The sequence below is a fragment of the Streptomyces sp. NBC_00986 genome (genome assembly GCF_045162565.1).
Classification (GTDB): Bacteria; Actinomycetota; Actinomycetes; order Streptomycetales; family Streptomycetaceae; genus Streptomyces.
The window spans coordinates 961,522-984,667 of the sequence record NZ_CP108733.1 but is presented as its reverse complement, the minus strand read 5'-3'; the positions used below and the strand labels follow the sequence as shown (position 1 = coordinate 984,667).

17 protein-coding genes are annotated in these 23,146 nt (G+C 69.6%); 11 read left to right on the top strand and 6 right to left on the bottom strand.

Going from position 1 to position 23,146, the window contains the following annotated elements; all coding sequences use genetic code 11:
• Window positions 1–12: 12 nt before the first annotated feature.
• Window positions 13–1,197, top strand: coding sequence for a M20 family metallopeptidase (locus OG504_RS04330; protein ID WP_405988472.1), 1,185 nt, complete (start codon window positions 13–15; stop codon window positions 1,195–1,197).
• Between the two features lie 109 nt (window positions 1,198–1,306).
• Window positions 1,307–2,047, top strand: a complete 741-nt coding sequence (locus OG504_RS04325; RefSeq protein WP_405988471.1) for a hypothetical protein — start codon at window positions 1,307–1,309, stop codon at window positions 2,045–2,047.
• 80 nt (window positions 2,048–2,127) lie between these two features.
• Here OG504_RS04325 and OG504_RS04320 read toward each other — a convergent pair whose 3' ends face one another.
• Window positions 2,128–3,345 carry a chitinase gene (locus tag OG504_RS04320; RefSeq protein ID WP_405988470.1) on the bottom strand — a complete coding sequence of 406 codons (1,218 nt, stop codon included), beginning with the start codon at window positions 3,343–3,345 and terminating at the stop codon, window positions 2,128–2,130.
• A 235-nt stretch (window positions 3,346–3,580) separates the two neighbouring features.
• On the opposite strand from OG504_RS04320, the gene OG504_RS04315 reads away from it, so the two are divergent.
• From OG504_RS04315 to OG504_RS04300, 4 genes are all read left to right on the top strand, one after another.
• Complete coding sequence (locus tag OG504_RS04315) at window positions 3,581–6,955, top strand: pyruvate carboxylase (protein WP_405988469.1); 3,375 nt, start codon at window positions 3,581–3,583, stop codon at window positions 6,953–6,955.
• A 133-nt stretch (window positions 6,956–7,088) separates the two neighbouring features.
• Window positions 7,089–7,688 (top strand): cysteine hydrolase family protein, encoded by a 600-nt coding sequence (locus tag OG504_RS04310; RefSeq protein WP_405988468.1) that lies wholly within the window; start codon window positions 7,089–7,091, stop codon window positions 7,686–7,688.
• Between the two features lie 10 nt (window positions 7,689–7,698).
• Window positions 7,699–8,607: a GlxA family transcriptional regulator gene (locus OG504_RS04305; protein WP_405988467.1), complete on the top strand. Its 909-nt coding sequence runs from the start codon at window positions 7,699–7,701 to the stop codon at window positions 8,605–8,607.
• Window positions 8,608–8,697: 90 nt separating this feature from the next.
• Window positions 8,698–9,312, top strand: coding sequence for a DinB family protein (locus OG504_RS04300; protein WP_405945610.1), 615 nt, complete (start codon window positions 8,698–8,700; stop codon window positions 9,310–9,312).
• Between the two features lie 3 nt (window positions 9,313–9,315).
• Here the strand turns inward: OG504_RS04300 and OG504_RS04295 are convergent, their stop codons facing one another.
• The 3 genes from OG504_RS04295 to OG504_RS04285 all read right to left on the bottom strand — a co-directional run bounded on the left by OG504_RS04295 (window position 9,316) and on the right by OG504_RS04285 (window position 12,922).
• Window positions 9,316–10,797, bottom strand: a complete 1,482-nt coding sequence (locus tag OG504_RS04295; protein ID WP_405988466.1) for a UxaA family hydrolase — start codon at window positions 10,795–10,797, stop codon at window positions 9,316–9,318.
• A gap of 197 nt (window positions 10,798–10,994) precedes the next feature.
• Complete coding sequence (locus tag OG504_RS04290) at window positions 10,995–11,873, bottom strand: SMP-30/gluconolactonase/LRE family protein (protein ID WP_405988465.1); 879 nt, start codon at window positions 11,871–11,873, stop codon at window positions 10,995–10,997.
• Between the two features lie 116 nt (window positions 11,874–11,989).
• Complete coding sequence (locus OG504_RS04285; RefSeq protein WP_405988464.1) at window positions 11,990–12,922, bottom strand: LysR family transcriptional regulator; 933 nt, start codon at window positions 12,920–12,922, stop codon at window positions 11,990–11,992.
• A gap of 137 nt (window positions 12,923–13,059) precedes the next feature.
• Here OG504_RS04285 and OG504_RS04280 point away from each other — a divergent pair, with 137 nt between their 5' ends.
• A complete protein-coding gene (locus tag OG504_RS04280) occupies window positions 13,060–14,262 on the top strand; it encodes a mandelate racemase/muconate lactonizing enzyme family protein (RefSeq protein WP_405988463.1) in 1,203 nt (400 codons plus the stop codon).
• Between the two features lie 33 nt (window positions 14,263–14,295).
• Complete coding sequence (locus tag OG504_RS04275) at window positions 14,296–15,054, top strand: SDR family NAD(P)-dependent oxidoreductase (protein WP_405988462.1); 759 nt, start codon at window positions 14,296–14,298, stop codon at window positions 15,052–15,054.
• A gap of 21 nt (window positions 15,055–15,075) precedes the next feature.
• Here the strand turns inward: OG504_RS04275 and OG504_RS04270 are convergent, their stop codons facing one another.
• Window positions 15,076–17,406, bottom strand: a complete 2,331-nt coding sequence (locus OG504_RS04270; RefSeq protein WP_405988461.1) for a glycosyl hydrolase family 95 catalytic domain-containing protein — start codon at window positions 17,404–17,406, stop codon at window positions 15,076–15,078.
• A 61-nt stretch (window positions 17,407–17,467) separates the two neighbouring features.
• On the bottom strand, window positions 17,468–18,619 hold the full coding sequence (locus tag OG504_RS04265; RefSeq protein ID WP_405988460.1) for an ROK family protein: 1,152 nt from the start codon (window positions 18,617–18,619) through the stop codon (window positions 17,468–17,470).
• A 405-nt stretch (window positions 18,620–19,024) separates the two neighbouring features.
• Between OG504_RS04265 and OG504_RS04260 the strand changes: the two genes are divergently transcribed.
• The 3 genes from OG504_RS04260 to OG504_RS04250 are packed head-to-tail and all read left to right on the top strand — an operon-like array spanning window position 19,025 to window position 23,131.
• Window positions 19,025–21,115 carry a fibronectin type III domain-containing protein gene (locus OG504_RS04260; RefSeq protein ID WP_405988459.1) on the top strand — a complete coding sequence of 697 codons (2,091 nt, stop codon included), beginning with the start codon at window positions 19,025–19,027 and terminating at the stop codon, window positions 21,113–21,115.
• Between the two features lie 49 nt (window positions 21,116–21,164).
• Window positions 21,165–22,178, top strand: coding sequence for a carbohydrate ABC transporter permease (locus OG504_RS04255; protein WP_405988458.1), 1,014 nt, complete (start codon window positions 21,165–21,167; stop codon window positions 22,176–22,178).
• A gap of 14 nt (window positions 22,179–22,192) precedes the next feature.
• Window positions 22,193–23,131, top strand: coding sequence for a carbohydrate ABC transporter permease (locus OG504_RS04250; RefSeq protein ID WP_405988457.1), 939 nt, complete (start codon window positions 22,193–22,195; stop codon window positions 23,129–23,131).
• Window positions 23,132–23,146: the final 15 nt, after the last annotated feature.

The following is a 23,146-nucleotide window of genomic DNA, read 5'->3' as shown; positions in this document are numbered from 1 at the left end:
AGAAGGCAGATCATGACTGCGTCACCCGCACCCGCCGCCCTCACCACCCGCGCCCAGGAGGTCTCCTCGCGGATCGTCGAGGACATCCTGACCCTCGTCCGCCACGAGACCGGCAGCTACGACCTCCCCGGCCTCGCGAGCGGCCTGGACCTGCTGCGTGAGCTGACCGTCCGGCGGCTCGGCCGGCCCGACCACGAGGAGCGTCACCCCGGGGGCGAGTGCGGTGACACCCTCACCCTGACGTACGGCGGCACCGGCGCCGGGCATGTCGTGCTCGTCGGGCACTACGACACCGTGTGGCCGACCGGGACCCTCGCCGGATGGGAGCAGCCGGAGGCAGCCGAGGACGGGCGGGAGAAGCTCAGCGGGCCCGGCATCTTCGACATGAAGACCGGTCTGGCGCAGGGGATTTGGGCGCTGAAGCTGGCCCGGGAGAGCGGTGCGCCGCTGCCCACCGTCACCTTTCTCTTCAACGGTGACGAGGAGATCGGCTCCCTGTCCTCGCGGCCGGTGATCGAGGCGGTCGCGCAGAAGGCCGACGTCACCCTGGTGCTGGAGCCGAGCGCCCACGGCGCGGTGAAGACCGCCCGCAAGGGCACCGGGATCTTCCACGTCACCGCCACCGGCGTCGCATCGCACGCCGGGCTCGCGCCGCAGGACGGGGCGAGTGCGATTACCGCGCTGTCCGAGTTCGTGGTCGCCGCGGCGAAGGTGGCCGCGCCGGACAAGGGGACCACGATCAACACCGGGCTGTTCAAGGGCGGTTCGGCCATCAACGTCGTCGCCGGGCAGGCCACCGCCGGGGTCGACATCCGGGTCAGCAGCGCGGCCGAACAGGACCGCGTGGACGAGGAGTTGGACGCCATCGAGGTCAGCGACCCGCGCGTCCGCATCGACATCGACCACGCCTGGAACCGGCCCCCGATGACCCTCAACGCGGCCTCCGCGCCACTGCTCGACCTCGCCCGCGAGGTGGCCCGTGAGCAGGGGCGCGACGCATTGCGCGACACCGCCGTCGGCGGTGCCAGTGACGCCAACTTCGTCGCCGCGCTCGGTCTGCCGGTGCTGTGCGGCATGGGAGCGGTCGGCGACGGGGCGCATGCGCAGGGCGAGTTCATCTACCCGGACACCGTGCCCGCGCAGACCGCCCTGGTCGCCGGGCTGCTGGGACGGCTGGCGGAACCCCTGCGGGGCTGAGCCGTGACGCCCCGCCCGCACCGGACACCTGCCGTCGGCCGGAGCATCCGCGGGCGTCCGGGGTGGGGCGCGTCATCCGATCCACCCCTCACCGGGGACAATCGGTGCCATGACGGACGGTACGGACGGTAGAGACGACTCCGAGAGCCGCTTGGCCAGGATCGAGCGGCTCCTGGAGGACAGCCGGCGCGACGTGGAGCCCGCGTGGCGCCGGGTGACACGCGGGGAGACGCGCTGGGCGGTGTCCGCCGTGATCCTGGTGGCGTTCGCCCTGCAGCTGATGCTGCCCCACCGGCTCGCCTTCCAGCCGTACTGGCTGCTACCGGCCCTCGAACTCGTCCTGATGGTCGGCCTGTTCGTCGCCAATCCCCGGCGGATCGAGCCCGGCACACGGTGGCTGCGCTGGCCGAGCCTGGTCCTGACGGGCGTGATCAGCCTGGCCAACAGCTGGTCGGCGGCCCGGCTGGTGGTGGGCCTGGTCAAGGGCACCGAGGGTCTGGACGCCGGGCCGCTGCTGCTGACCGGCGGCGCCATCTGGCTGACGAACGTCATCGTGTTCGCCCTCTGGTACTGGGAGTGGGACCGCGGCGGGCCGATGGCGCGGGTCATGGGGCACCACCGGTACGCAGACTTCCTCTTCGTCCAGATGCAGAGCCCGGAGACCGCGCCGCCGGACTGGGAACCGGTGTTCCTGGACTACCTGTACCTGGCCTTCACCAACTCCACCGCCTTCAGCCCGACCGACGTGATGCCGCTCTCCCGCTGGGCCAAGATGCTGATGATGGGCCAGTCCACGGTCTCCGTGTCGATCGTCGTCCTGGTGGTGGCGCGAGCGGTCAACATCCTCTGACAGCAGCGGACAGCGACGTCAAGTACGCCTACTCAAGGCCTACTTGACGTCGCGGTCCGTGTCCTACTGTTCCCGCCGGATCAGCAGGAGCCCTCGTCCTGCCAGGGGCCCCACTGGGAGGCACCGGGCACCTCGTTCTGGGTCCACCACTTGGCCACCCAGTTGTGGTTGCCGTACGACACCTCGTTGCCCTGCGTGTAGACGGCCGTGGAACTCCATGCTGTCTTGCACGTGCCGGGGGTGGGCGTCGGGGTCGGCGTGGGTGTCGAGGTCGGCGGGGTCACGCCCGCGAACTGCACCGAGTACTTGGCGAAGTCCCAGGCGTTCTGCGCCACGCTGGAGCAGGTCCCGGACGTCGTACCGCCGTTGTCGACCGGACTGCACTGCCGGTCGCGGTTCAGGGACCAGAACGTGAAGCGGTCCATGTTGTGGCTGGTGGCGTAGTTCAGGACGGTCTGGAAGTCCGCCTGCGTGAAGTACTCGCCGGTGTCGCTGCGCCCGTTCATGCCCGAGAAGCCCTCGTGGGCGTACGCGGTCGCCTGGTCCCAGCCGAACGTGGACTGGAGGATGGAGTTGAAGTTGGTGAGCGCGCTGGTCTGGGAGGCCGCTCCGTTGAAGCCGCCGTCGAACGGCATGATGGAGAAGTTGTTCGGCGTGAAGCCCTGCGACTTCGCTTCCAGCAGCATCTGCTTGCCGAACCAGCCCGTTCCGTCCGCCGTACCGGCCGTGGTGACGGAGACGTACAGGCCCGGGTTGTTCGTCTGGAGGATCTTGGCCGCGCCGATCTCGTTGTGGATGGCCGCGGTGTTCTCGTACTCCGGCTCCTCCAGGTCGAAGTCGATCGCGTGCAGGCCGTACTTGGTGATCACCTGCTGGTACGCCGCCGCCGTCGAGGCCGGGTCGGCGCAGGCCTGGCCGAGCTTGGTGCCGCCGTAGCCGCCGATGGAGACGGAGACGTCGCCGCCCTTGGCGCGGATCGTGTTGATCACCGACTGGACGGCGGTGTCCGAGGAGACCGGTGAAGTGCCGCCCCAGGTGGGGGAGCAGCCGCCGCCGTTGGGGGCGAGGACGAAGGCGAGCTGGAAGGCCTTGAGGCCGGTGGCGTCCATGATGGCGCCCGCGTCCGGCGGGTTGTTGTCCGTCGGCATCAGATAGGGGGCCGCGGCGTACCAGCGGTTGCTCAGCGCGGTGGCCGCGTTGGTGGCGCCCTGGGCGTTGGTCGCGACCAGCGCGGTCGTGCCCGCGGCGGCGGTCGTCACGGCGGCCGCCGCGACCAGACATGCACGAAGACGTGTCACGTTGTGCCTCCGGTGGGGATGGGGGAGGCGCCCAGCTTCTGGTGCTGTCGCGGCCACGTCAATGGATTGGACTGGACCAAAGCCCACTTTGGACTAGACCATACGATTTCTTTACCGTTAGCCCGGCGGAGCGCTCTGGGTGACACGTTTGCGACTAGTGTCCCGGCTCACATGGCGTTATAGGGGCGGCGCCGACACCATGGTGCACGTCATCGGCAGGCTGAAGGGATCGGGAATGTTCCGCAAGGTGCTGGTCGCCAACCGTGGAGAGATCGCGATCAGGGCGTTCCGCGCCGGCTATGAGCTGGGCGCGCGAACGGTCGCGGTCTTCCCGCACGAGGACCGCAATTCGCTGCACCGGCTCAAGGCCGACGAGGCCTATGAGATCGGTGAGCCCGGGCATCCGGTCCGCGCCTATCTCTCCGTCGAGGAGATCGTCCGCGCCGCTCAGCGCGCGGGAGCGGACGCGGTCTATCCGGGCTACGGGTTTCTCTCCGAGAACCCCGAACTCGCCCGCGCCTGCGAGGAGGCGGGCATCACCTTCGTCGGTCCCAGCGCCCACATCCTGGAGATGACCGGCAACAAGGCCACGGCGATCGCCGCCGCCCGCGCGGCCGGCGTACCGGTGCTCGGCTCCTCGGCGCCCTCCACCGACGTCGACGAACTGGTCCGCGCCGCCGAGGACATCGGCTTCCCCGTGTTCGTGAAGGCGGTCGCCGGCGGCGGCGGGCGCGGTATGCGCCGCGTCGAGGACCCCGCGACCCTGCGCGAGTCCATCGAGGCCGCCGCCCGCGAGGCCATGTCCGCGTTCGGCGACGCCACGGTGTTCCTGGAGAAGGCCGTCGTCGACCCCCGTCATATCGAGGTGCAGATCCTCGCCGACGGCGAGGGCAACGTCATCCACCTCTTCGAGCGCGACTGCTCGCTGCAACGCCGGCACCAGAAGGTCGTCGAGCTGGCCCCCGCGCCCAACCTCGACCCGGCCCTGCGCGACCGGATCTGCGCCGACGCGGTCCGCTTCGCCCGCGAGATCGGCTACCGCAACGCGGGCACCGTCGAGTTCCTCCTCGACCCGGCCGGCAACCACGTCTTCATCGAGATGAACCCGCGCATCCAGGTCGAGCACACGGTCACCGAGGAGGTCACCGACGTCGACCTCGTCCAGGCCCAGCTGCGCATCGCCTCCGGGGAGACCCTCGCCGACCTCGGCCTCTCCCAGGAGACGGTCACCCTGCACGGCGCCGCGCTCCAGTGCCGTATCACCACCGAGGACCCCGCCAACGGCTTCCGCCCGGACACCGGCCGGATCAGCGCCTACCGCTCGCCCGGCGGCTCCGGCATCCGACTCGACGGCGGAACCACCCACGCCGGTACGGAGATCAGCGCACACTTCGACTCCATGCTGGTCAAACTCACCTGCCGGGGACGGGACTTCACCACCGCCGTCAACCGCGCCCGGCGCGCCGTCGCCGAGTTCCGTATCCGTGGTGTGTCCACCAACATCCCGTTCCTGCAAGCGGTGCTGGACGACCCGGACTTCCAGGCCGGGCGCATCACCACCTCGTTCATCGAGCAGCGCCCGCAACTACTGACGGCCCGTCAATCGGCCGACCGCGGAACCAAGTTGCTCACCTACCTGGCCGACGTCACGGTCAACAAGCCGCACGGTGAACGCCCCGACCTGATCGACCCGACGACCAAGCTGCCGCCGGTCCCGAGCGCCGAACCCCCGGCCGGTTCGCGGCAGTTGCTCGCCGAACTCGGTCCCGAGGGCTTCGCCCGTCACCTGCGCGAGTCGCCCACGATCGGCGTCACCGACACCACCTTCCGCGACGCCCACCAGTCACTCCTCGCCACCCGCGTCCGCACCAAGGACCTCCTCGCGGTCGCCCCGGTCGTCGCCCACACCGTGCCCCAACTCCTCTCCCTGGAGTGCTGGGGCGGCGCCACCTACGACGTCGCGCTGCGCTTCCTCGCCGAGGACCCCTGGGACAGGCTGGCCGCCCTGCGCGAGGCCGTCCCCAACATCTGCCTCCAGATGCTGCTGCGCGGCCGCAACACCGTCGGCTACACGCCCTACCCGACCCAGGTGACCGACGCCTTCGTCCAGGAGGCCGCCGCCACCGGCATCGACATCTTCCGCATCTTCGACGCGCTGAACGACGTGGGCCAGATGCGCCCGGCCATCGACGCCGTACGCGCCACCGGAACGTCGATCGCCGAGGTCGCCCTCTGCTACACCTCGGACCTGTCCGACCCGGGCGAGCGCCTCTACACGCTCGATTACTACCTCCGCCTGGCCGAACAGATCGTAGAAGCGGGCGCACACGTCCTGGCCGTCAAGGACATGGCGGGCCTGCTGCGCGCCCCGGCCGCCGCGACCCTCGTATCGGCGCTGCGCCGCGAGTTCGGCCTGCCGGTCCACCTGCACACCCACGACACCGCGGGGGGCCAGCTCGCCACCTACCTCGCCGCGATCCAGGCCGGCGCGGACGCCGTCGACGGCGCGGTGGCCTCCATGGCGGGCACGACCTCGCAGCCGTCCCTCTCCGCGATCGTCGCCGCGACCGACTACTCCGACCGCCCCACCGGCCTCGACCTCCAGGCCATCGGCGACCTGGAACCGTACTGGGAGAGCGTCCGCAAGATCTACGCCCCCTTCGAGGCGGGCCTCGCCTCGCCCACCGGCCGCGTCTACCACCACGAGATCCCCGGCGGCCAGCTCTCCAACCTGCGCACCCAGGCGATCGCGCTCGGCCTTGGTGACCGCTTCGAGGACATCGAGGCGATGTACGCCGCCGCCGACCGCATCCTCGGCCACCTGGTGAAGGTCACCCCGTCCTCGAAGGTCGTCGGCGACCTCGCCCTGCACCTGGTCGGCGCCGGCGTGAGTCCCGCCGACTTCGAGGCGTCCCCCGACCGGTACGACATCCCGGACTCCGTGATCGGCTTCCTGCGAGGCGAGTTGGGCACCCCGCCCGGCGGCTGGCCCGAGCCGTTCCGCACCAAGGCACTCCAGGGCCGCGCCGCTCCCAAGCCCGTACAGGAACTGAGCCCCGAGGACCGCACGGCCCTCGACAAGGACCGCCGCGCCACCCTCAACCGCCTGCTGTTCCCCGGCCCGACCCGCGAGTTCGAGACCCACCGCCAGACCTACGGCGACACCAGCGTCCTCGACAGCAAGGACTTCTTCTACGGCATCCGGCCCGGCAAGGAGTACACGGTCGACCTGGAGCCCGGCGTCCGGCTCCTCATCGAGCTGGAGGCCGTCGGCGAGGCCGACGAACGCGGGCTGCGCACGGTGATGTCCGCGCTGAACGGGCAGCTCCGGCCGATCCAGGTCCGTGACACCGCCGCCGCCTCCGACGTCCCCGTCACCGAGAAGGCCGACCGCGCCAACTCCGGCCACGTGGCTGCCCCGTTCGCGGGCGTGGTCACCCTCTCGGTCGAGGAGGGCGACGAGGTGGAGGCCGGTGTCACCGTCGCCACGATCGAGGCGATGAAGATGGAGGCGTCGATCACCGCGCCCAAGTCCGGGCGGGTCACCCGCCTCGCCATCAACCGCATCCAGCAGGTGGAGGGCGGCGACCTGCTCGTCGAGCTGAGGTAGGCGGTACGGCGGCGGGCGGTTCGATCCGGTGACCGGAGTCGGGGCGGGTTGCTCGACCCGGTGACCGGATCGGTCCGGTCCCGGACCCGATGCGGCCTGTCGCCATCCCGCCCGCACGGCGCAGTCTGGGGACATGACCCGAGCACTGATCGTCATCGACGTCCAGGAATCCTTCCGCGCCCGCCCGCTGTGGGAGACCATCTCCGACCCGAAGATCGCCGAACAGGCGAACCGTCTGGTCCAGCTGGCGCGCCGGGCCGGTGACCTCGTGGTGTGGGTGCTGCACTCCGAGCCCGGCAGCGGTGACGTCTTCGACCCGGCCCTCGGCCACGTCCGGCTCATCGACGGACTGGAGCGCGCGGAGGGCGAACCGCTCCTCCACAAGACCTCGCACAACGCCTTCACCACCACCAACCTGCAACAACTCCTCACCGAACACGGCGTCCGCGAGCTCACCGTCTGCGGCATCCGCACCGAGCAGTGCGTCGAGACCACCACCCGCGTCGCGAGCGACTTCGGCTACCGGGTCACCTTCGTCACCGACGCGACGGCCACTAACCCCATCCCGCACCGCGACGCCCCCGCCGGTCAGACCGTCGCCGAACTCCTCGCCGACCCCCGCACCCTCCCCGCCGACGAGATCATCCGCCGCACGGAATACGCCCTCGCAGGCCGCTTCGCCACCATCGCGACGGTCGACGAACTGGAAGCCGCCGCGGCACATCAGGCATGATGACCGGATCGTGAGCCACGTCGTCTTCTTCCTGGTCCCCGGAGTCCACCTGCTGGACCTGGCAGGACCCGCGCAGGTCTTCTCCACGTCCGCCGACTTCGGGCACCCGTACACGCTCTCCTACGTCGCCGAGCAGCCCCAGGTCACCAGCGCCCAGGGGCTGCCCCTGACGGCCGCGCTCGACTGGCCCGAGCTCGGTCCCGAGGACCTGGTCGTGGTGCCGGGGTGGCGTGCCGTCACCCTGGCCGACGCACCCGCCATCGGCGCCACGACTCTGCGGGCGCTCCGGGACCACCACGCTCGCGGCGGAACGGTGGCCAGCGTCTGCGCCGGAGCCGACGCGCTCGGCCGGGCCGGACTCCTCGACGGCCGCCACTGCACCACCCACCACGACGTCCAGGACGAACTCGCCCTGCGTCACCCGAAGGCGACGGTCGTCCGCGACGTCCTGTTCACCACCGACAACCGGGTCATCACCTCGGCTGGCATCGCCAGCGGCATCGACCTCGCCCTGCACCTCGTCGCCACCAGGCACGGCCCCGCCGTAGCCGCCCAGATCGCCCGGGACATGGTCGTCTACGCCCGCCGCAACGGCCACGAACCGCAGACCAGCGCGATGCTCCGGCACCGCTCCCACCTCGACGACACGGTGCACCGCGCCCAGGACCTCATCGACACCCGCTTCGACAGCGCGCTTCCGCTGCCGGCCCTCGCTTCGGCGGTCGGCGTCAGCGAACGCACCCTGACCCGTCTCTTCAGCCGGGCCACCGGGCTCACCCCGCTGCGCTATCAGCAGACCCTGCGCCTCGAACGCGCCGAGCACCTCATCAGCCATGGCGCCACGATCGACGCGGCCGCGCGGTCGGTCGGGTTCGAGGATGCCCGGATGCTGCGACGACTGCGGGCCCGTACCGAGTAAATGAGGGGCGGCGGGAGAGGCGCGCTGTTAGGTTGCCGGGTCGGCAGACCGCCGTATCGAAGCCCGACCGGCTCGCCACAGGAGTGCCCCGTGATCCCACCCCGACTGGTTCCGCTGCTCGAGCAGTTCGACTTCGCGTGCGAACGCCTCTCCAGCCGGATGACAGGGCCCGTCATGGACAGCGGCGACGGGGCGGACACCAGGGTCGGGCCCATGACCGACGCGGAGTACTTGTGGGAGCCGGTGTCGGACTGCTGGTCGGTGCGACGGCGGGCGGACGGTCCGGGAGCGCGGGCAACTGCCCTGACGGGACAGGGTGATTGGGGACGCGATGCCGCCGCCTATCCGCATCCCTGGCCGCCACCCTTCACCACCATCGCGTGGCGGCTGAGCCATCTCGCCGAACTGCTGACTCTCCGGGCCGACCACACGGCCGGCAGCCGCACGTTGACCCGCGACGACCACTCCGTCAGCGGCGATGCCGTCGGCGCGGTCGATGCCTTCGACGCCGGTGCGGGTGCCTGGCGGAAGGCGCTGGTGAGTGCCGATGAGGCCGCGCTCGACACCGTGGGGTACTGCACCTATCCGCACGGCAGCGACGCGGAGGAGCCGTTCATCGACATCGTGTGGTGGGTCAACCAGGAAGTACTGCACCACGGAGCGGAGATCGCCATGCTGCGCGACCTGTACCGAGAGCGCGGCTGACCGTCACAGGACAGCCCCCATGCGCCAGGGGATGATCTCCTCCGTGCCGAAACCGAGTGCCTCGGACTTGCTCTCCGCACCGGAGGCCATGTCCACGAGGGCCTCGAACAGGGCGGTGCCGTACGTGAGTTGATCGGTGTGGTTCATGGCGGGCCCGGCGTCGAAGTCGATGTCGCCGCGCATCCGCTCGTACAGCCCGCTGGTGGTGCTGATCTTGAGACAGGGGACGGGACGGGAGCCGAACAGCGAGCCGCGGCCGGTTGTGAAGGCGAGCAGGTTGGCGCCGCCTGCGACCATGCCGGTGGCTGACACCGGGTCGTAGCCGGGGGTGTCCATGAAGGTGAGGCCCGGTGCGGTGACCGGCTCCGCGTATCCGACCACGTCGTTCAGCGGGGTGGTCCCGGACTTGAGCACGGCGCCGAGGGACTTCTCCCAGATGGTCGTGATGCCACCGGCGCGGTTTCCGCGGGACGGGTTGTTGTCGAGGGTCGCGCCGTTGGCTGCGGTGTACTCCTGCCACCAGGCGATGAGTTGGTCGATGCGGGCCGCCGCCTCCGGGGCCGACGCCCTGTCTCGTAGGAGGTGGTGGGCGCCGTAGATCTCCGGGGTCTCGCCGAGTACGACCTTGCCGCCGGCTGAGACGAGGAGGTCGGCCGCCACACCGAGCGTCGGGTTGGCGGTGAGTCCGGAGTAGGCGTCGCTGCCGCCGCACTGGAGGCCGAGGGTGAGTTCGGAGAGGGGGATCGGGACGCGGTGTGTCCGGGTGATGCGGGAGACCAGGTCCGCGATGCGGTCGAGCGCGGTGTTCAACGTGGCCGCGGTGCCGCCGAGTTGCTGGATGGCGAGGGTCTCTGCGTCCACTCCGCCGCCAAGGACGTTCTCCGGCTGGTTCACCTCGCAGCCGAGGCTGATCAGCAGGGCACCCGCGACATTGGCGTGGCCGAGGTAACCGCGCAGCGTGCGCCGCAGGATCGCGTCCCCGGGAGTGCCCTCCGCCATTCCGCAGCCGAGGTCGTGCGGGAGCGCGACGATGCCGTCGAGGCCCGGTGTTCCTTTGTGCAGGGCGTCGGCGCGCAGGGCGATCATCCGGGCCACCGTGGCGGAGCAGTTCACGGTCGGGACGATGACGATGTGGTTCCGGGTGGCCGCGCGTCCGTCGGCCCTGCGGTAGCCGAGGAAGTGGTCGCGGGTGGGGGAGACCTGAGTCGGCGGGATGCGCCTCGGCGACGGGCTCGCGGTCGGCTCCTCCCACGGGCCGATTCCCAGGTTGTGCAGGTGGACGTGCCCGCCCGCCGGGATGTCGGCCAGGGCCACGCCGATCACCTCGCCGTACTTGCGGACCGGCGTGCCCTTCGGGATGGCGTGCAACGCGACCTTGTGTCCGGCGGCGATGTCCTCCGGTGCCGGTACCGGTGTTGTGCCGTCGGGGAGTTCGAGGAGTGTTCCCTCCGGCACATCGCTGAGGAGCAGCCCTATGTCGTCCACGCCGGGACGAGGCACCAGCGGCTTGACGGTTGCCGCCGGCCCCGGACCAGGTCCCCCTGAGTCACGACGTTCACGGTTCACGTGATCGACCGTAGGACGCCAACACCCCAGAAGGGAAAGACGGTTATCGATGGTCGGTCATCCGGATTACGAATGCGCGGTGCCTCAAGGGGAGTTGGGTCGGAGGGGGAGTTGGGTCAGGCGCGGAACGGCCGGACCGGAACGCCCTCCGTTCCGGTCTCGACGACGAACACAGAGCCGGACAACGGGGACTTGGCCAACTCCTCGGCGGACAGGCCGTTTCGCGCGGACGTGATGAACAGGCGGCCGTTCGCGCCGAAAGCGCAACTCGTCGGCTGGAGCACGGGCACCGGTACGAGTCCGACGACGCGGCCCGTCGGGTCGTAGCGCCGCACTTCGCGTCCTCCGTGCATGGCCACCCAGAAGCACCCCTCGACGTCGACGGCGAGGCCGTCGGGGACTCCGACTCCCTCGGTCCTGGTCAGCACCTCCAGGCGGCCGAGTTCTCCCGGCTCGGCGTGGAAGTCCGCGCGGTACAGGAGGTTGGCGTAGCTGTCGGCGAGGTACATGACGGTGTCCTCGGCGTTCCAGCCAAGCCCGTTCGGCAGCACGAGCCCGTCCGCGACGACGACGCTCGGGCCGTCGCCGTCCCACCGGTGCAGTCGGCCCTGGCCGGGTGCGAACTCCATGTCGTTGCTGCCGGCCCAGAACCTGCCGTGGGAGTCCACCTTGCCGTCGTTCATGCGCAGGTTCGGCTCGGGGAGGACGGGATCGACCAGGGTCAGTCCGTCGCCGGTGACGTAGCCGAACCCGTCTGCCACCGCGACGGCGAAACCGTCGTGCGTAGCGCGCGGTGCGACCGCGCCGATCATCGTGCCGACGTCCGTGACGGTCTGTCGTCCTGTGGTCAGGTTGTCTTGAAAAATCTTGCGGCCGTAGATGTCGACCCAGAGGAGATGCCCGGTGCGAGGATCGAACACCGGCCCCTCACCCACGTCCGACGTGTCATTGCGTACGGCCACATCGAGATTCGTGTACGTGCGGACATCGGCCATCGCGACTCCCTTCGTTCTGTCTCTCGTTTTCCTTCAACCTCGCCCCGGTCACCCGCGATCGTCAACGCTGACTAACGGATGCGGGGCATTCGTTCCGCGAATGGATCCGGGCCGCGTCACACCGGGGGAACGGCGGTCGTGCCTTCGGGCCTCGGCGCTTTTACGACCGCCCGGATGAACGCTTGTGCGGCCGCGCCCAGCGGACGTTCCGAATGCCACCAGATTCCCACGTCCCGATAGCGGTTGAGATGCTGAATGGGGCGCATTTCCATTCCTTCGCGCAGGATCATCACCGCACCGAGGTAGTTGATGATGCCGATTCCGTGTCCGGCGCGGACCATCGCGCCGAGAGTGGTCGGCTGATGGGAGACGGTTCCGGATGGCGCGACCAGGTCCTTGATGCTCAATTCGACCTCGGCCTCGTAGCCGACGACCGTATTCGCGAGGGGATCGCCGATCGTGATGACGCGTTGGTCCGCGAAGTCCGCGAGTTCGATCTCGTCCTTCTTGAGCAGCGGATGACCGGTCGGGGCGAGCATGACGAACGGCTCCCGCCACAGCGGACGCATGGTGAAGCCGTGGTCGTGCGGCTCGGGCCGGACCGGGCGCAGGGCCACCGAGACCCGGCGCTCGGACAGTGCCGCCTCGATGAAGCCGGCGTCCCCGTCCAGGACCGCCACCCGGATCCGCGGATGCTCCTTCTGCAGCGCAGTGATGACCGCCGGGAGGAATTCGGAACTCCCGCTGGCGAAACTCGCGACCGTGACGGTTCCCGAGATGTCACCCCGGTCGGTCTGGCGTGCGGTGACCAATTCATCGGCGGCGGCGAGAACCGATCGCGCCCGGGCCAGCAGAGCGCGCCCGTCGTCGGTGAGGGTGAGCGGTCGGATACGGCGTTCGATGAGCAGGCAGCCGAGTTCGCGTTCCAGATTCGCGATGTGCGCCGAGACGCGTGGTTGCGACAAATGCAACTTTTCGGCCGCTCTGGTGAATCCGCCGGTATCCACGACCTCGACCCAGGTACGCAACCAAGCCAGTTCGAGCGTCATTGACCGAACCTCCTCTCCTCGCAGTCGGACCACCGGCGGTCGGGAATTCCCGCTGACGGCATGTCATCTGCGCGGCAGATCATGTGTATTCGTATTTCGCTGTTGACGAGTTCCGGCGACCATGGCCGACTGGAACAATGACCGACCAGACTTCTTTCGGCACCGCCCGCGGGCTGCTGTCCGCGCACGGAGCGGACCTTCTTCGCGGCGACGACGGTGCCGTGATCACCTCCGTGGAGACCTACGCCCTCGCCGTGCCCCTGAAGCGGCCCATCGCCGACTCCACGGCCGCCATGGCGCACTGGACGGTGCCCGTGGTCGAGATCCGCACCGCCGACGGCCTGGTCGGGACGGGGATCTCCGGCGTCCACTGCGCTCCCGAACTCCTCTCCGACGTGATCCTCTCCTACTATGCCGACGCCCTCCTGGACACCTCGTCGGAGGACATCCTCGGCACCTGGAAGCGCCTGTACTGGCTGCCCACGCACTGGATCGGCCGGGCCGGTGTCGTCCACATGGCCCTCGCCATGGTCGACATCGCCCTGTGGGACCTCGCCGCACAGCGGGCCGGCATGCCCCTGTGGCGGCTGCTGGGCGGCACGCAGGAGAGCGTCGAGGCGTACAACACCGACGGTGGCTGGCTCAACCTCACCGACTCCGAACTGGTCCGGGATCTCACCTCGTTGGTCGACCACGGCTGGTCCCGGGTGAAGATCAAGGTGGGGCGCTCCGACTGGCGCGAGGACGCCCGACGCGTGCGCGCGGTCCGGCGGGCGCTCGGCGACGAGGTGACCCTGATGTGCGACGCCAACCAGCGCTGGGACCTGTCGACGGCGAACCAGATCATGCCGGTCCTGGAAGAGGCGGCGATGGACTGGGTCGAGGAGCCCTTCCACGCCGACGACCTCCAGGCCCACGCCCGCCTCCAGTCGTCGACGCGGCTGGACGTGGCGGCCGGCGAAAGCATCTACTCGTACCACCAGTTCGCCTCCTTCATGGCCGCCGACGCCATCCGCGTCGTCCAGGCCGACGTCACCCGGGTCGGCGGCGTCACCGAGTTCCTGCAGATCGCGGCGCACGCGGCGGCACGGGGCCTGCGGTTCGCGCCGCACGCCGGCGACATGATGCAGGTGCACCAGCACCTGGTCGGCACCGTCCTCTCGGAGGTGCCGCCCCTCGTCGAGTTCATCCCCTGGACCCAGGAAGCCTTCGTCGAGCGCAGCGTCGTACGCGAGGGGCTCATGGAGCGTCCGCACAGTCCCGGCGCCTCGACGGCGATCGACCCGGCCGCGCGGGTGCGATGGCAGATCCCCGGTGCGGGCTCGGCCAGGACCCTCTGAGACCCCCGCTCCATCACCGACGGAAGGAACGAGATGACCGAGTCGCCCCTGAGGCACACCGAGGAGCGCGTGGCCGTCGTCACCGGCGCGGGCCAGGGAATCGGGCGCGCCATCGCCGTGGCCCTCGCCGCCCGTGGCGTAGGGGTCGTCGTCACCGACCGCAACACCGATACCGGCACCGCCGTGGCCAAGGAGGTCGGCGGCGACTTCCTGCCCCTGGACGTCTCCGACCCCCGGGCCGTGGCGGGGGTCGCGGGTGAGGTCGTACGCCGCTTCGGCCGCGTCGACGTCCTGGTCAACAACGCGGGCATCGCCCACGAGGACGACGCCCTCGACGTGACGGACGAGGTCTGGCACCGCGTCCTCGACGTCGACCTGACCGGCACCTTCGTGGCCAGCCGCGAGTTCGGCCGGCACTTCGTGAGCCGAAGGTCCGGCTCGATCGTGAACATCTCCTCCATCGCCGCCTTCATCGGCACCAACCCCGAGTACCACGTGGCCTACGATGTCGCGAAAGCCGGCGTCTCCCAGCTGGCGCGCTCGCTCGCGGTCGAGTGGGCGCGGTACGGGGTCCGGGTCAACGCGGTCGCCCCGGGACGGACCCGCACCCCCATCCTCGACACGGTCGGGATGGACGATCCGCGGCGGATGACGCAGTGGATCGACCAGATCCCGATGGGCCGCCTGCTGGAGGCCGAGGAGATCGCGGCGGCCGTGACGTTCGTGGCGCTCGACGCCACCGCGATGACCGGACAGACCCTTCTCGTCGACGGCGGCCAGATCGCCCAGTGACCCGGTCACCGGCGCTTGCCCTCAGCCGACGCCGAGGGCAAGCGTCTCTCCCTCGGCGAGCCGGACTTCGAGGACATCGGCGCCGTAGCGCAGTCGTACGTCCGCAGCCCGTGACGCCCGGATCGAAGCGGCGGTCAACTGCCCGTCGCGCCACCGGATGTCCACCGTGAGACCGCCTCGGGCGCGCAGTCCGCACACGCTCCCCTCGGGCCAGTCGGCGGGCAGCGCGGGCAGCAGTTCCACGTCCTTGCCGTCCGACTGGAGCAGCATCTCGGCGACTCCCGCCGTGCCGCCGGAGTTGCCGTCGAAGGAGTAGATGTTCTGCGCAGCGCCGGCCACCCCGCCGGCGGAGTACGTCATCAGGTTCGCCTCGCTGGCGTCCGCGATGAGGCTGGTGAGGTGCTTCAGGGCCGCGTCGCCGTTGAGGAGACGGGCGTAGTAGACGGTGAAGTTGGCCTCGACCCACTCGGTCTGCTCCCAGCCCGGGGCCTGCTGCCTGCGCTCGATGGTGACCTCGGCGGCGCGTGCGAGGTCCGGTGTGTCGCGCGGGGTGATCTGGCGCTCCGGGAACAGCGCGCTGAGATGCGAGGTGTGCCGGTGGCTCGGCTCGGCCTCCTCGTAGTCGTGCAGCCACTCCTGCACCTGCCCGTGCCGCCCGATCCGGAGTGGTGGCAGCCGGTGGCGGGCGGCTTCGATCCTTGTCCTCAACTCGGCGTCGACACCGAGCAGTTCGGCACTCTCCGAGCAGATCCGCAGCACGGCCTCCATGAACACCCGGTCCGCGGTGGCACCCATGGACACCGAACACCAGCTGCCGTCCGGCGCGAGATACCAGTTCTCCGGCGACTCCGACGGCCCGGTGACGAGCAGTCCCTGCTCCGGCTCCTCGACCGCGTAGCCGAGGAGGAACTCGGCGGCCCCACGCAGGACCGGATACGCGCGCTCCCGGAGGAACGTCTCGTCCCGGCCGTACTCGAAGTGCTCCCACAACTGGAGCGCGAGCCAGGCCCCGCCGGTCACGTTCATGCCCCAGCCGATGCCGGAGCCGGGTGCCGTGTACCCCCACGCGTTGGTCACCGTGTGCGCGACCCAGCCCGGCGCGCCGTACAACTCCTCGGCGGTTGCCCGGCCTTGGTCCGCCAGGTTCTCCAACAGTCCGAACAGCGGCTCGTGGCACTCGGCCAGATTGGTCGACTCGACTGCCCAGTAGTTCTGTTGGGTGTTGATGTCCAGATGGAAGTCGTTCGTCCAGGGCGCGCTGCTTGCCAGACCGTCGTTCCACAGGCCTTGCAAGGCAAGCGGAAGAGGGGAGTTGGCGCGGGAGCCGGCCATCGTCAGGTAGCGGCCGAACTGGAAGTAGAGCGCGATGAGTTCGTCGTCGGCCTTCCCGGAGGCGAGCCGTTCGCGGCGGGCGTCGGTGGGCAGAGCGGTGAGTTCGGGTGACGCCGAACCGAGATCCAGCGAGACCCGTCGCATCAGCGCCTGATGGTCCGCGATGTGCGCCGCCCGGACCGTCTCGTAACCGGCTTCCAGGCCTGCGGACAGCAGGGATTCCGCACGCGCTCGGGGGGCCGCTCCTGCCCAGTCGGTTCCTGCGACGACGTAGACGACCGCGCTGTCGGCGCCTTCCAGACGAAGCGTGTCTTCCGTGCGGTGCACGGTGCCGCCCTCGGCTTCGAGGTGGGCGCGGATCTCCAGCGCGACTCCCTGCTGTCCGTCGCTGTGCAGGCTCTCGTATGCGTGGCCGTTGAAGGTGACGGACGAGTCCGTGGCGGTCGTGGCTCCGGGGAGTATGCCGTCCCGGATCGAGAGGGTGAAGGTGAGCGTCCCGGGCCGGTCCGCGGTGAGCCGGATCGCGATCAGGCCGTGGGGGTTGGTGGCGAACACCTCGCGGGTGAACCGGACTTCGCCCTGTTCGTAGGTGACCGTGACCAGGCCCGTGTCCAGGTCCAGCGTCCGCCGATAGTCCTGGGCCGGAACCCCGTCAGGGAAGGCGAGTTGCACTTCGGGCAGCGGCAGGTTCGTCCCGAACGACGGTGCCCTGCCCGGGAGATGCTCGGCGGCGAGCCGCTGCGCCTCGGCGTGGTCTCCCGCGAAGAGGAGTTCGCGGATGCGCGGGACCTGTGGCCGGGCGGTCGGGTTGAGGTCTGCCGTGGACGGGCCGCCGGACCATGCCGTCGACTCGGAGAGCTGTATCCGCTCCCGGTCGGTGCCGCCGTAAACCATGCCTCCCAGGCGGCCGTTGCCGATGGGCAGGGCTTCGAACCAGCGGGTGGCGGGGCGGTCGTAGCGGAGGGTTCCGGGTGCGACGCGGACATCGCGGAGGTTCTGGTCGGAGAAAGCCTTCAGCATGGCATGCGCTTTCGTGACGGTGTGACGGGGCGGCTCAAGTCGAACTCGGCTGTGTGGCTGGCTACTTGGCGGGCGCGAAGACGTGCTGCGCGGCCACGGCGGCGCCTCCGCGGGCCCACTCCTCGAAGGGGAGGGGTCTGACCACGAGGTCGCAGTCGGCCGCGGCGCCGAAGGCCCGGGCGGCGAAGGTGGTGCGGATCTGGTCCTCGTAGAGGTCGTAAGTGGCCACGCCCTCACCGGAGATGATGATGCGCTCCGGGCCGATGAGGTTGGCCACGGAGGCCAGGGCCAGACCCAGGGCGTGGCCCGCCCGGGCGAAGACCGCGCGGACGTCGGCGTTGCCGGCATGGGCGAGGCGGACCGCGCCGTCCATCGTCAGCGCCGGGTCGCCCGTCGCCCGGCGGGCCTGTTCCGTGATGGCCTGGGTGGAGGCGACCGCTTCGACGCAGCCGGTGTTGCCGCATGTGCACACGCGGTCGGTGCCGCCCACGGGAAGGTGGCCGACCTCCCCGGAGACGCCGTGCGCACCGGAGACGACCCGGCCGCCGATGGAGATGCCGCAGCCGATGCCCGCGCCGACGGTGACCAGGGCGAAGGACGACAGTCCGACCCCGACGCCGAACCACTGTTCCGCGACGGTCAGGGCGCGGACGTCGTTCTCGATGACGGTCGGCAAGTCCGTTGCCGTCTCGACGAGTTGGGCCAGGGGTACGCGGCGCCAGTTCAGGAAGGGGGAGTACTGGACGGTCCCCGTGTGGCCGTCGACGTCCCCGGAGATCGTGACGCCGATGCCGTGGAGCGCGCCCGGCGCGTGCGGCGCAGCCTTCGCGTTCAGCTGATCGACCAGCCGGGCGACGGCCAGGACGACCGTACCGACGTCACGCGAACCCAGTACGGCCCGCGCGGTGGCCAGCGGCCGTGCGGTCAAGTCGGTGAGTGTGCCGATGAGTTCGTCGCCGGTGATCTTCACGCCCACGAAGCGGGCGCGCTCGCCCCGTACCGCGATGAGCGTGGCCGGCCGGCCCTGGGTGCGCTCGGTCGATCGGCCCAGCTCGTTGATCCAGCCGTCGGTCAACAGGGGAGTGGCGACCTTCGTGACCGCGCCCGGCGACAGACCGGTACGGCGCCCGATCTCGGCGCGTGTGAGCGGGCCGTGGGCGAGGAGGGTCTGGAAGAGCAGAGCGGCCGCGGGTGGCTGATCGGCGAGCGTCATGCCGCGACCATACATTTCCATTGGAAAAGAAGATAGAAGAAGGATCGTGGTGTTCGGCGTCCGTCTTCCCGCCCGATCGCCCGAATCCTGCTCCATTCCTTCCACGAATGTCGATGATTCGCGCTGCGCAATATGTTGACGCTGGAAGAAAAGCCTGGCTACATTCGCGGCACCTCACGACAGGTGGATGGGACGTCCACCGACGCAGGTGGCGGCCGGTTTCCTCCTCGACCGGCCGCATAAGTCATCGCGGGCTGCGCTCTCCAACGGGCGTCGCCTTACGGCCACTTGGGCGGATCCGAACGCCCACTCACCAATTCCCCATGCGGCTGACCGTGCCGGGGGCACCTTCCGGTCCTTCCCAGGGCCCCGCCGTGCCTTTTCGCGCCGAGATGGAGTAAACACATGGCTCGTCCAGCAGGACCCGCATCCGCCGTACGCCACAGACTCCGTACGGGCGGTCTGCGTCTCCGACACCTGCCCGTCCTGGCCGCCACCGCACTCGTGGTGTCCCTCGCCGCACCCGCTGCCGCGTCGGCGGCGGACTCCTCCCCGGCGCCGACGAGCGCGGGCCACCAGCAAGCCGCCCTCGCCGCCAAGCCGTACATGGGCTGGAGCAGTTGGAGCCTGGAGGCCACCAGCTACCCCGGCTACGGCGGGGTGAACTGGCTCACCGAGGCGCACGTCAAGGAGCAGGCCGACGTGGTCGCCTCGAAGCTCAAGTCCCACGGCTACGAGTACATCAACGTGGACGCGGGGTGGGTGAACGGCTTCGACCAGTACGCCCGCCCGAAGCCGAACGCCACCACCTTCCCGCACGGCATGAAGTCCCTGGGCGACTACCTCCACCGCAAGGGCCTCAAGTTCGGGCTGTACCTGGCAGTCGGCCTCGACCCCGCCGCGTACGGCGACGGGACGACCGCGATCCACGATGCCCCCGGCTGCACCACCTCGGACATCGTCTATCCCGACCTGCGCAAGACCAACGGGTGGAACTCCGCGTACAAGATGGACTTCGCCAACCCCTGCTCGCAGAAGTACATCGACTCCCTCGCCGACCAACTGGCGGGCTACGGCGTGGACTTCCTCAAGGTCGACGGCGTGGGCCCGGGCTCCTTTCAAGGCGGTGCGGACCACGACAACACCTCGGACGTGAAGGCCTGGCACACCGCACTCCAACAGACCGGCCGCCCGATCCAGTTGACGCTGTCCTGGTCGCTGAGCCACACCCAGGCGGCGACCTGGAAGGCCAACTCCAACGGCTGGCGCATCGACACGGACGTCGAGTGCTACTGCGACACGCTGGTGACCTGGGACAACTCCCTCAAGGTGCGCTGGAACGACGTCGTGCAGTGGATCGACGACGCAGGGCCCGGACACTGGAACAACCTCGACTCCCTGAACGTCGGAGTCGGCGCCATGGACGGCCTCACCGAGGCCGAGCGGCAGAGCTACGCGACCCTGTGGGCCATCGAGTCGGCACCGCTCTACTCGGGTGACGACCTCACCAAACTCGACGCGTACGGGCTGAAGTTGCTCACCAACGACGAGGTCATCGCCGTGGACCAAGCCGGCCATCCGGCACGTCCCGTCAGCCAGACCACCAACCAGCAGACCTGGTACTCCCGTAATCCCGACGGTAGTTACACCGTCGCGCTGTTCAACCTGGGTTCCAAGGCCGCCGATGTCACCGCTGACTTCGCCGACTTGGGCATCAGCGGTGCTGCCTCGGTCCGTGACCTGTGGCAGCACAAGAACCTCGGCCGCGTCTCCGGGCACCTGACGGAGAACCTGCCGGCGCACGGCTCGCGGCTCTTCACCTTCACGCCGAACCGGCAGGGCGCGAACCCCGGTACTCCGCTGGGCGTCCACGGCACCAGCGCCACCTCGACGAGCGTCTCGCTGGCCTGGGACAAGGTGAACACCGGCGCCTCGCCCGTCACCCGCTACACCGTCTACGCCGACGCCCGGCCGGTGACCACCAGCACCGGTACCACGGCCACCGTCACGGGCCTGAGCGCGGCCGACGCGCACACCTTCACGGTCGTAGCCCGCGACGCCAAGGGCCGAACGTCCGCTCCCAGCAAGCCGGTTGGTGTCACCACGCCCGCGTCCGGCGGTCCCACCGCCTACGAGGCCGAGGCCTCCGGCAACACCCTCACCGGCAACGCCACCGTCGCGGGCTGCGACGGCTGCACCGGCGGCCAGAAGGTCGGCAATCTCGGCGGCGGTGAGGTGGCCGTCAACCACGTCAGCGCACCGAAGGACGGCACGTATCTGCTGAAGCTGGACTACGTGGACGGCGACTCAAGTCGCGTCATCGACCTGTCCGTCGGCGACACCACACTCCAGATCCCGGTGCCCGGCACCAACGACAACAACTGGGGTGCCCCGCAGTCACTCACCGTGCCAGTGCCGCTGAAGGCCGGGGACAACACCCTCCGCTTCGGCAACGCCACCGACTACGCCCCGGACATCGACAAGATCACCGTCTGATCCATCAGTTCGTACCGCACGAATCCGTACCCGCACGAAGGAGGGTGCTGTGGTGGTCACATCACAGGGCAACCACGCAACGCCGGTGAAACCGCGGTCCGGTGAGCCGGGCGCGGTGGCCACCACCGTCACCTCACCGAGCAAGGGCCCGACCAGGAAGACACGGCGCGCCACCGCCACCAGGTCGGCGGCGGCGCGACGCCGGGACCTGCCGGTCGCCCTGCTGCTCATCCTGCCCGCCGTCGTCGGCTTCGCGACCTTCTACGCCTATCCGACCCTGCGCGGCATCTACCTCAGCTTCACCGACTTCCACGTCCTGAGCCCGCCGCAGTGGGTCGGACTGGCCAACTTCCGGGAGCTGTCCGGGGACGACGTCTTCTGGCACTCGCTCCTCGTCACCGTCTACTTCGTCCTGCTGTCCGTCTTCTTCGGCACCGCGATCTCCCTCGTGACCGCGGTCGTGCTGCACCGGGTCACCCGGTCGTCGGTCCTGCGGGGCGTGATCCTGCTGCCGTTCCTGATCTCCAACGTCATCGCCGCCCTGGTGTGGCAGTGGATGCTCGACCCGACCCTCGGCATCGTCAACATCGCCCTCAAGCACCTGACCGGCCACTCCATCCTGTTCTTCGGCAGCGGGGGATGGGCGATCCCCTCCCTCGCGGCGATCAGCGTCTGGAAGTGGATGGGCTACTACGCCCTGCTGATCTTCGCCGGCCTGCAGACCATCCCGTCGACCATCTACGAGGCGGGCCGGGTCGACGGCGCGAGCGAGGCGCAGATGTTCCGCCGGCTCACGGTGCCCCTGCTGCGGCCGATCCTCGTCATGGTGGTCGTCCTGACGGTGATCAACTCCTTCCAGGTGTTCGACATCGTGCAGGTCACCACCAAGGGCGGCCCGGCCAACGCCTCGAACGTGCTGCAGATGTACATCTACGACAAGGCCTTCCGGCAGTTCGACTTCGGCTACGCCGCCACCATGTCGCTCGCCCTGTTCGCCCTGCTCATCGCGGTCACCTTCACCCAGTTGCGGCTCGCCCGCGCCAATGAATCCGACCTGAACTGAAGGAGGCCGCCCTCATGGCTGTCACCATCGCACCCGGCCCGGCGGCCGCCCCGCACCGCCCGACGCGGAACACCGCCCGCAGGTTCTCACCCGGCAGGGCCGTCGCCTGGATCTACCTCGGGGTCATCGTCCTCGTCACGCTCTTCCCGTTCTACTGGATCCTGCGCACCGCGCTGTCCAACAACTACAAACTGGCGACCCACCCGTCCTCGCTGCTGCCGGTCGGCTTCACCTGGGGCGCCTTCGAACGGGCCCTGGGCATCGCCTCCACCGCGTCGGCCCAGGCGCAGGGCGGCTCCGGCGCCTCCCTCGACTTCGCGCTCTACCTGCGCAACTCGGTGATCTACGCATCCGTGCAGACGGCGATGATCGTGCTGATCTCGGCGGCCGCCGCCTACGCGTTCTCCCGCCTGCACTGGCGGGGCCGCGACCTGGTGTTCAACATCCTGATCAGCGCCCTGATGGTGCCCAGCGTGTTCACCCTGCTGCCCAACTTCGTCCTCGTGAAGGACCTCGGACTCACCGACACCTTTGCCGGACTCATCCTCCCCGGCGGCCTCTTCCAGGCCTTCACGCTGTTCTTCCTACGGCAGTTCATGCTCGGCCTCAGCAATGAGGTCGAGGAGGCCGCCATCATCGACGGCGCGGGACCGCTGCGGATCTTCTTCCGGATCATCCTGCCGATGACCTCCGCGCCGATCGCCACCGTGTCGCTGCTGATGTTCGTCAACGCCTGGAACGACTACTTCTGGCCCCTGCTGATCGCCAACGACCAGAGCGTCCAGCCCCTCACCCTCGCCCTCGGCGTCTTCAAGCAGTCCTCGCCCCAAGCGGCCCCGGACTGGGCGGGGTTGATGGCCGCCGCCCTCATCGCGGCGCTACCGATGCTGCTGCTCTTCCTCGCCTTCGGCAAACGCATCGTCAACTCCATCGGCTTCTCCGGCCTCAAGTGACCGGTGAAAGCCCCC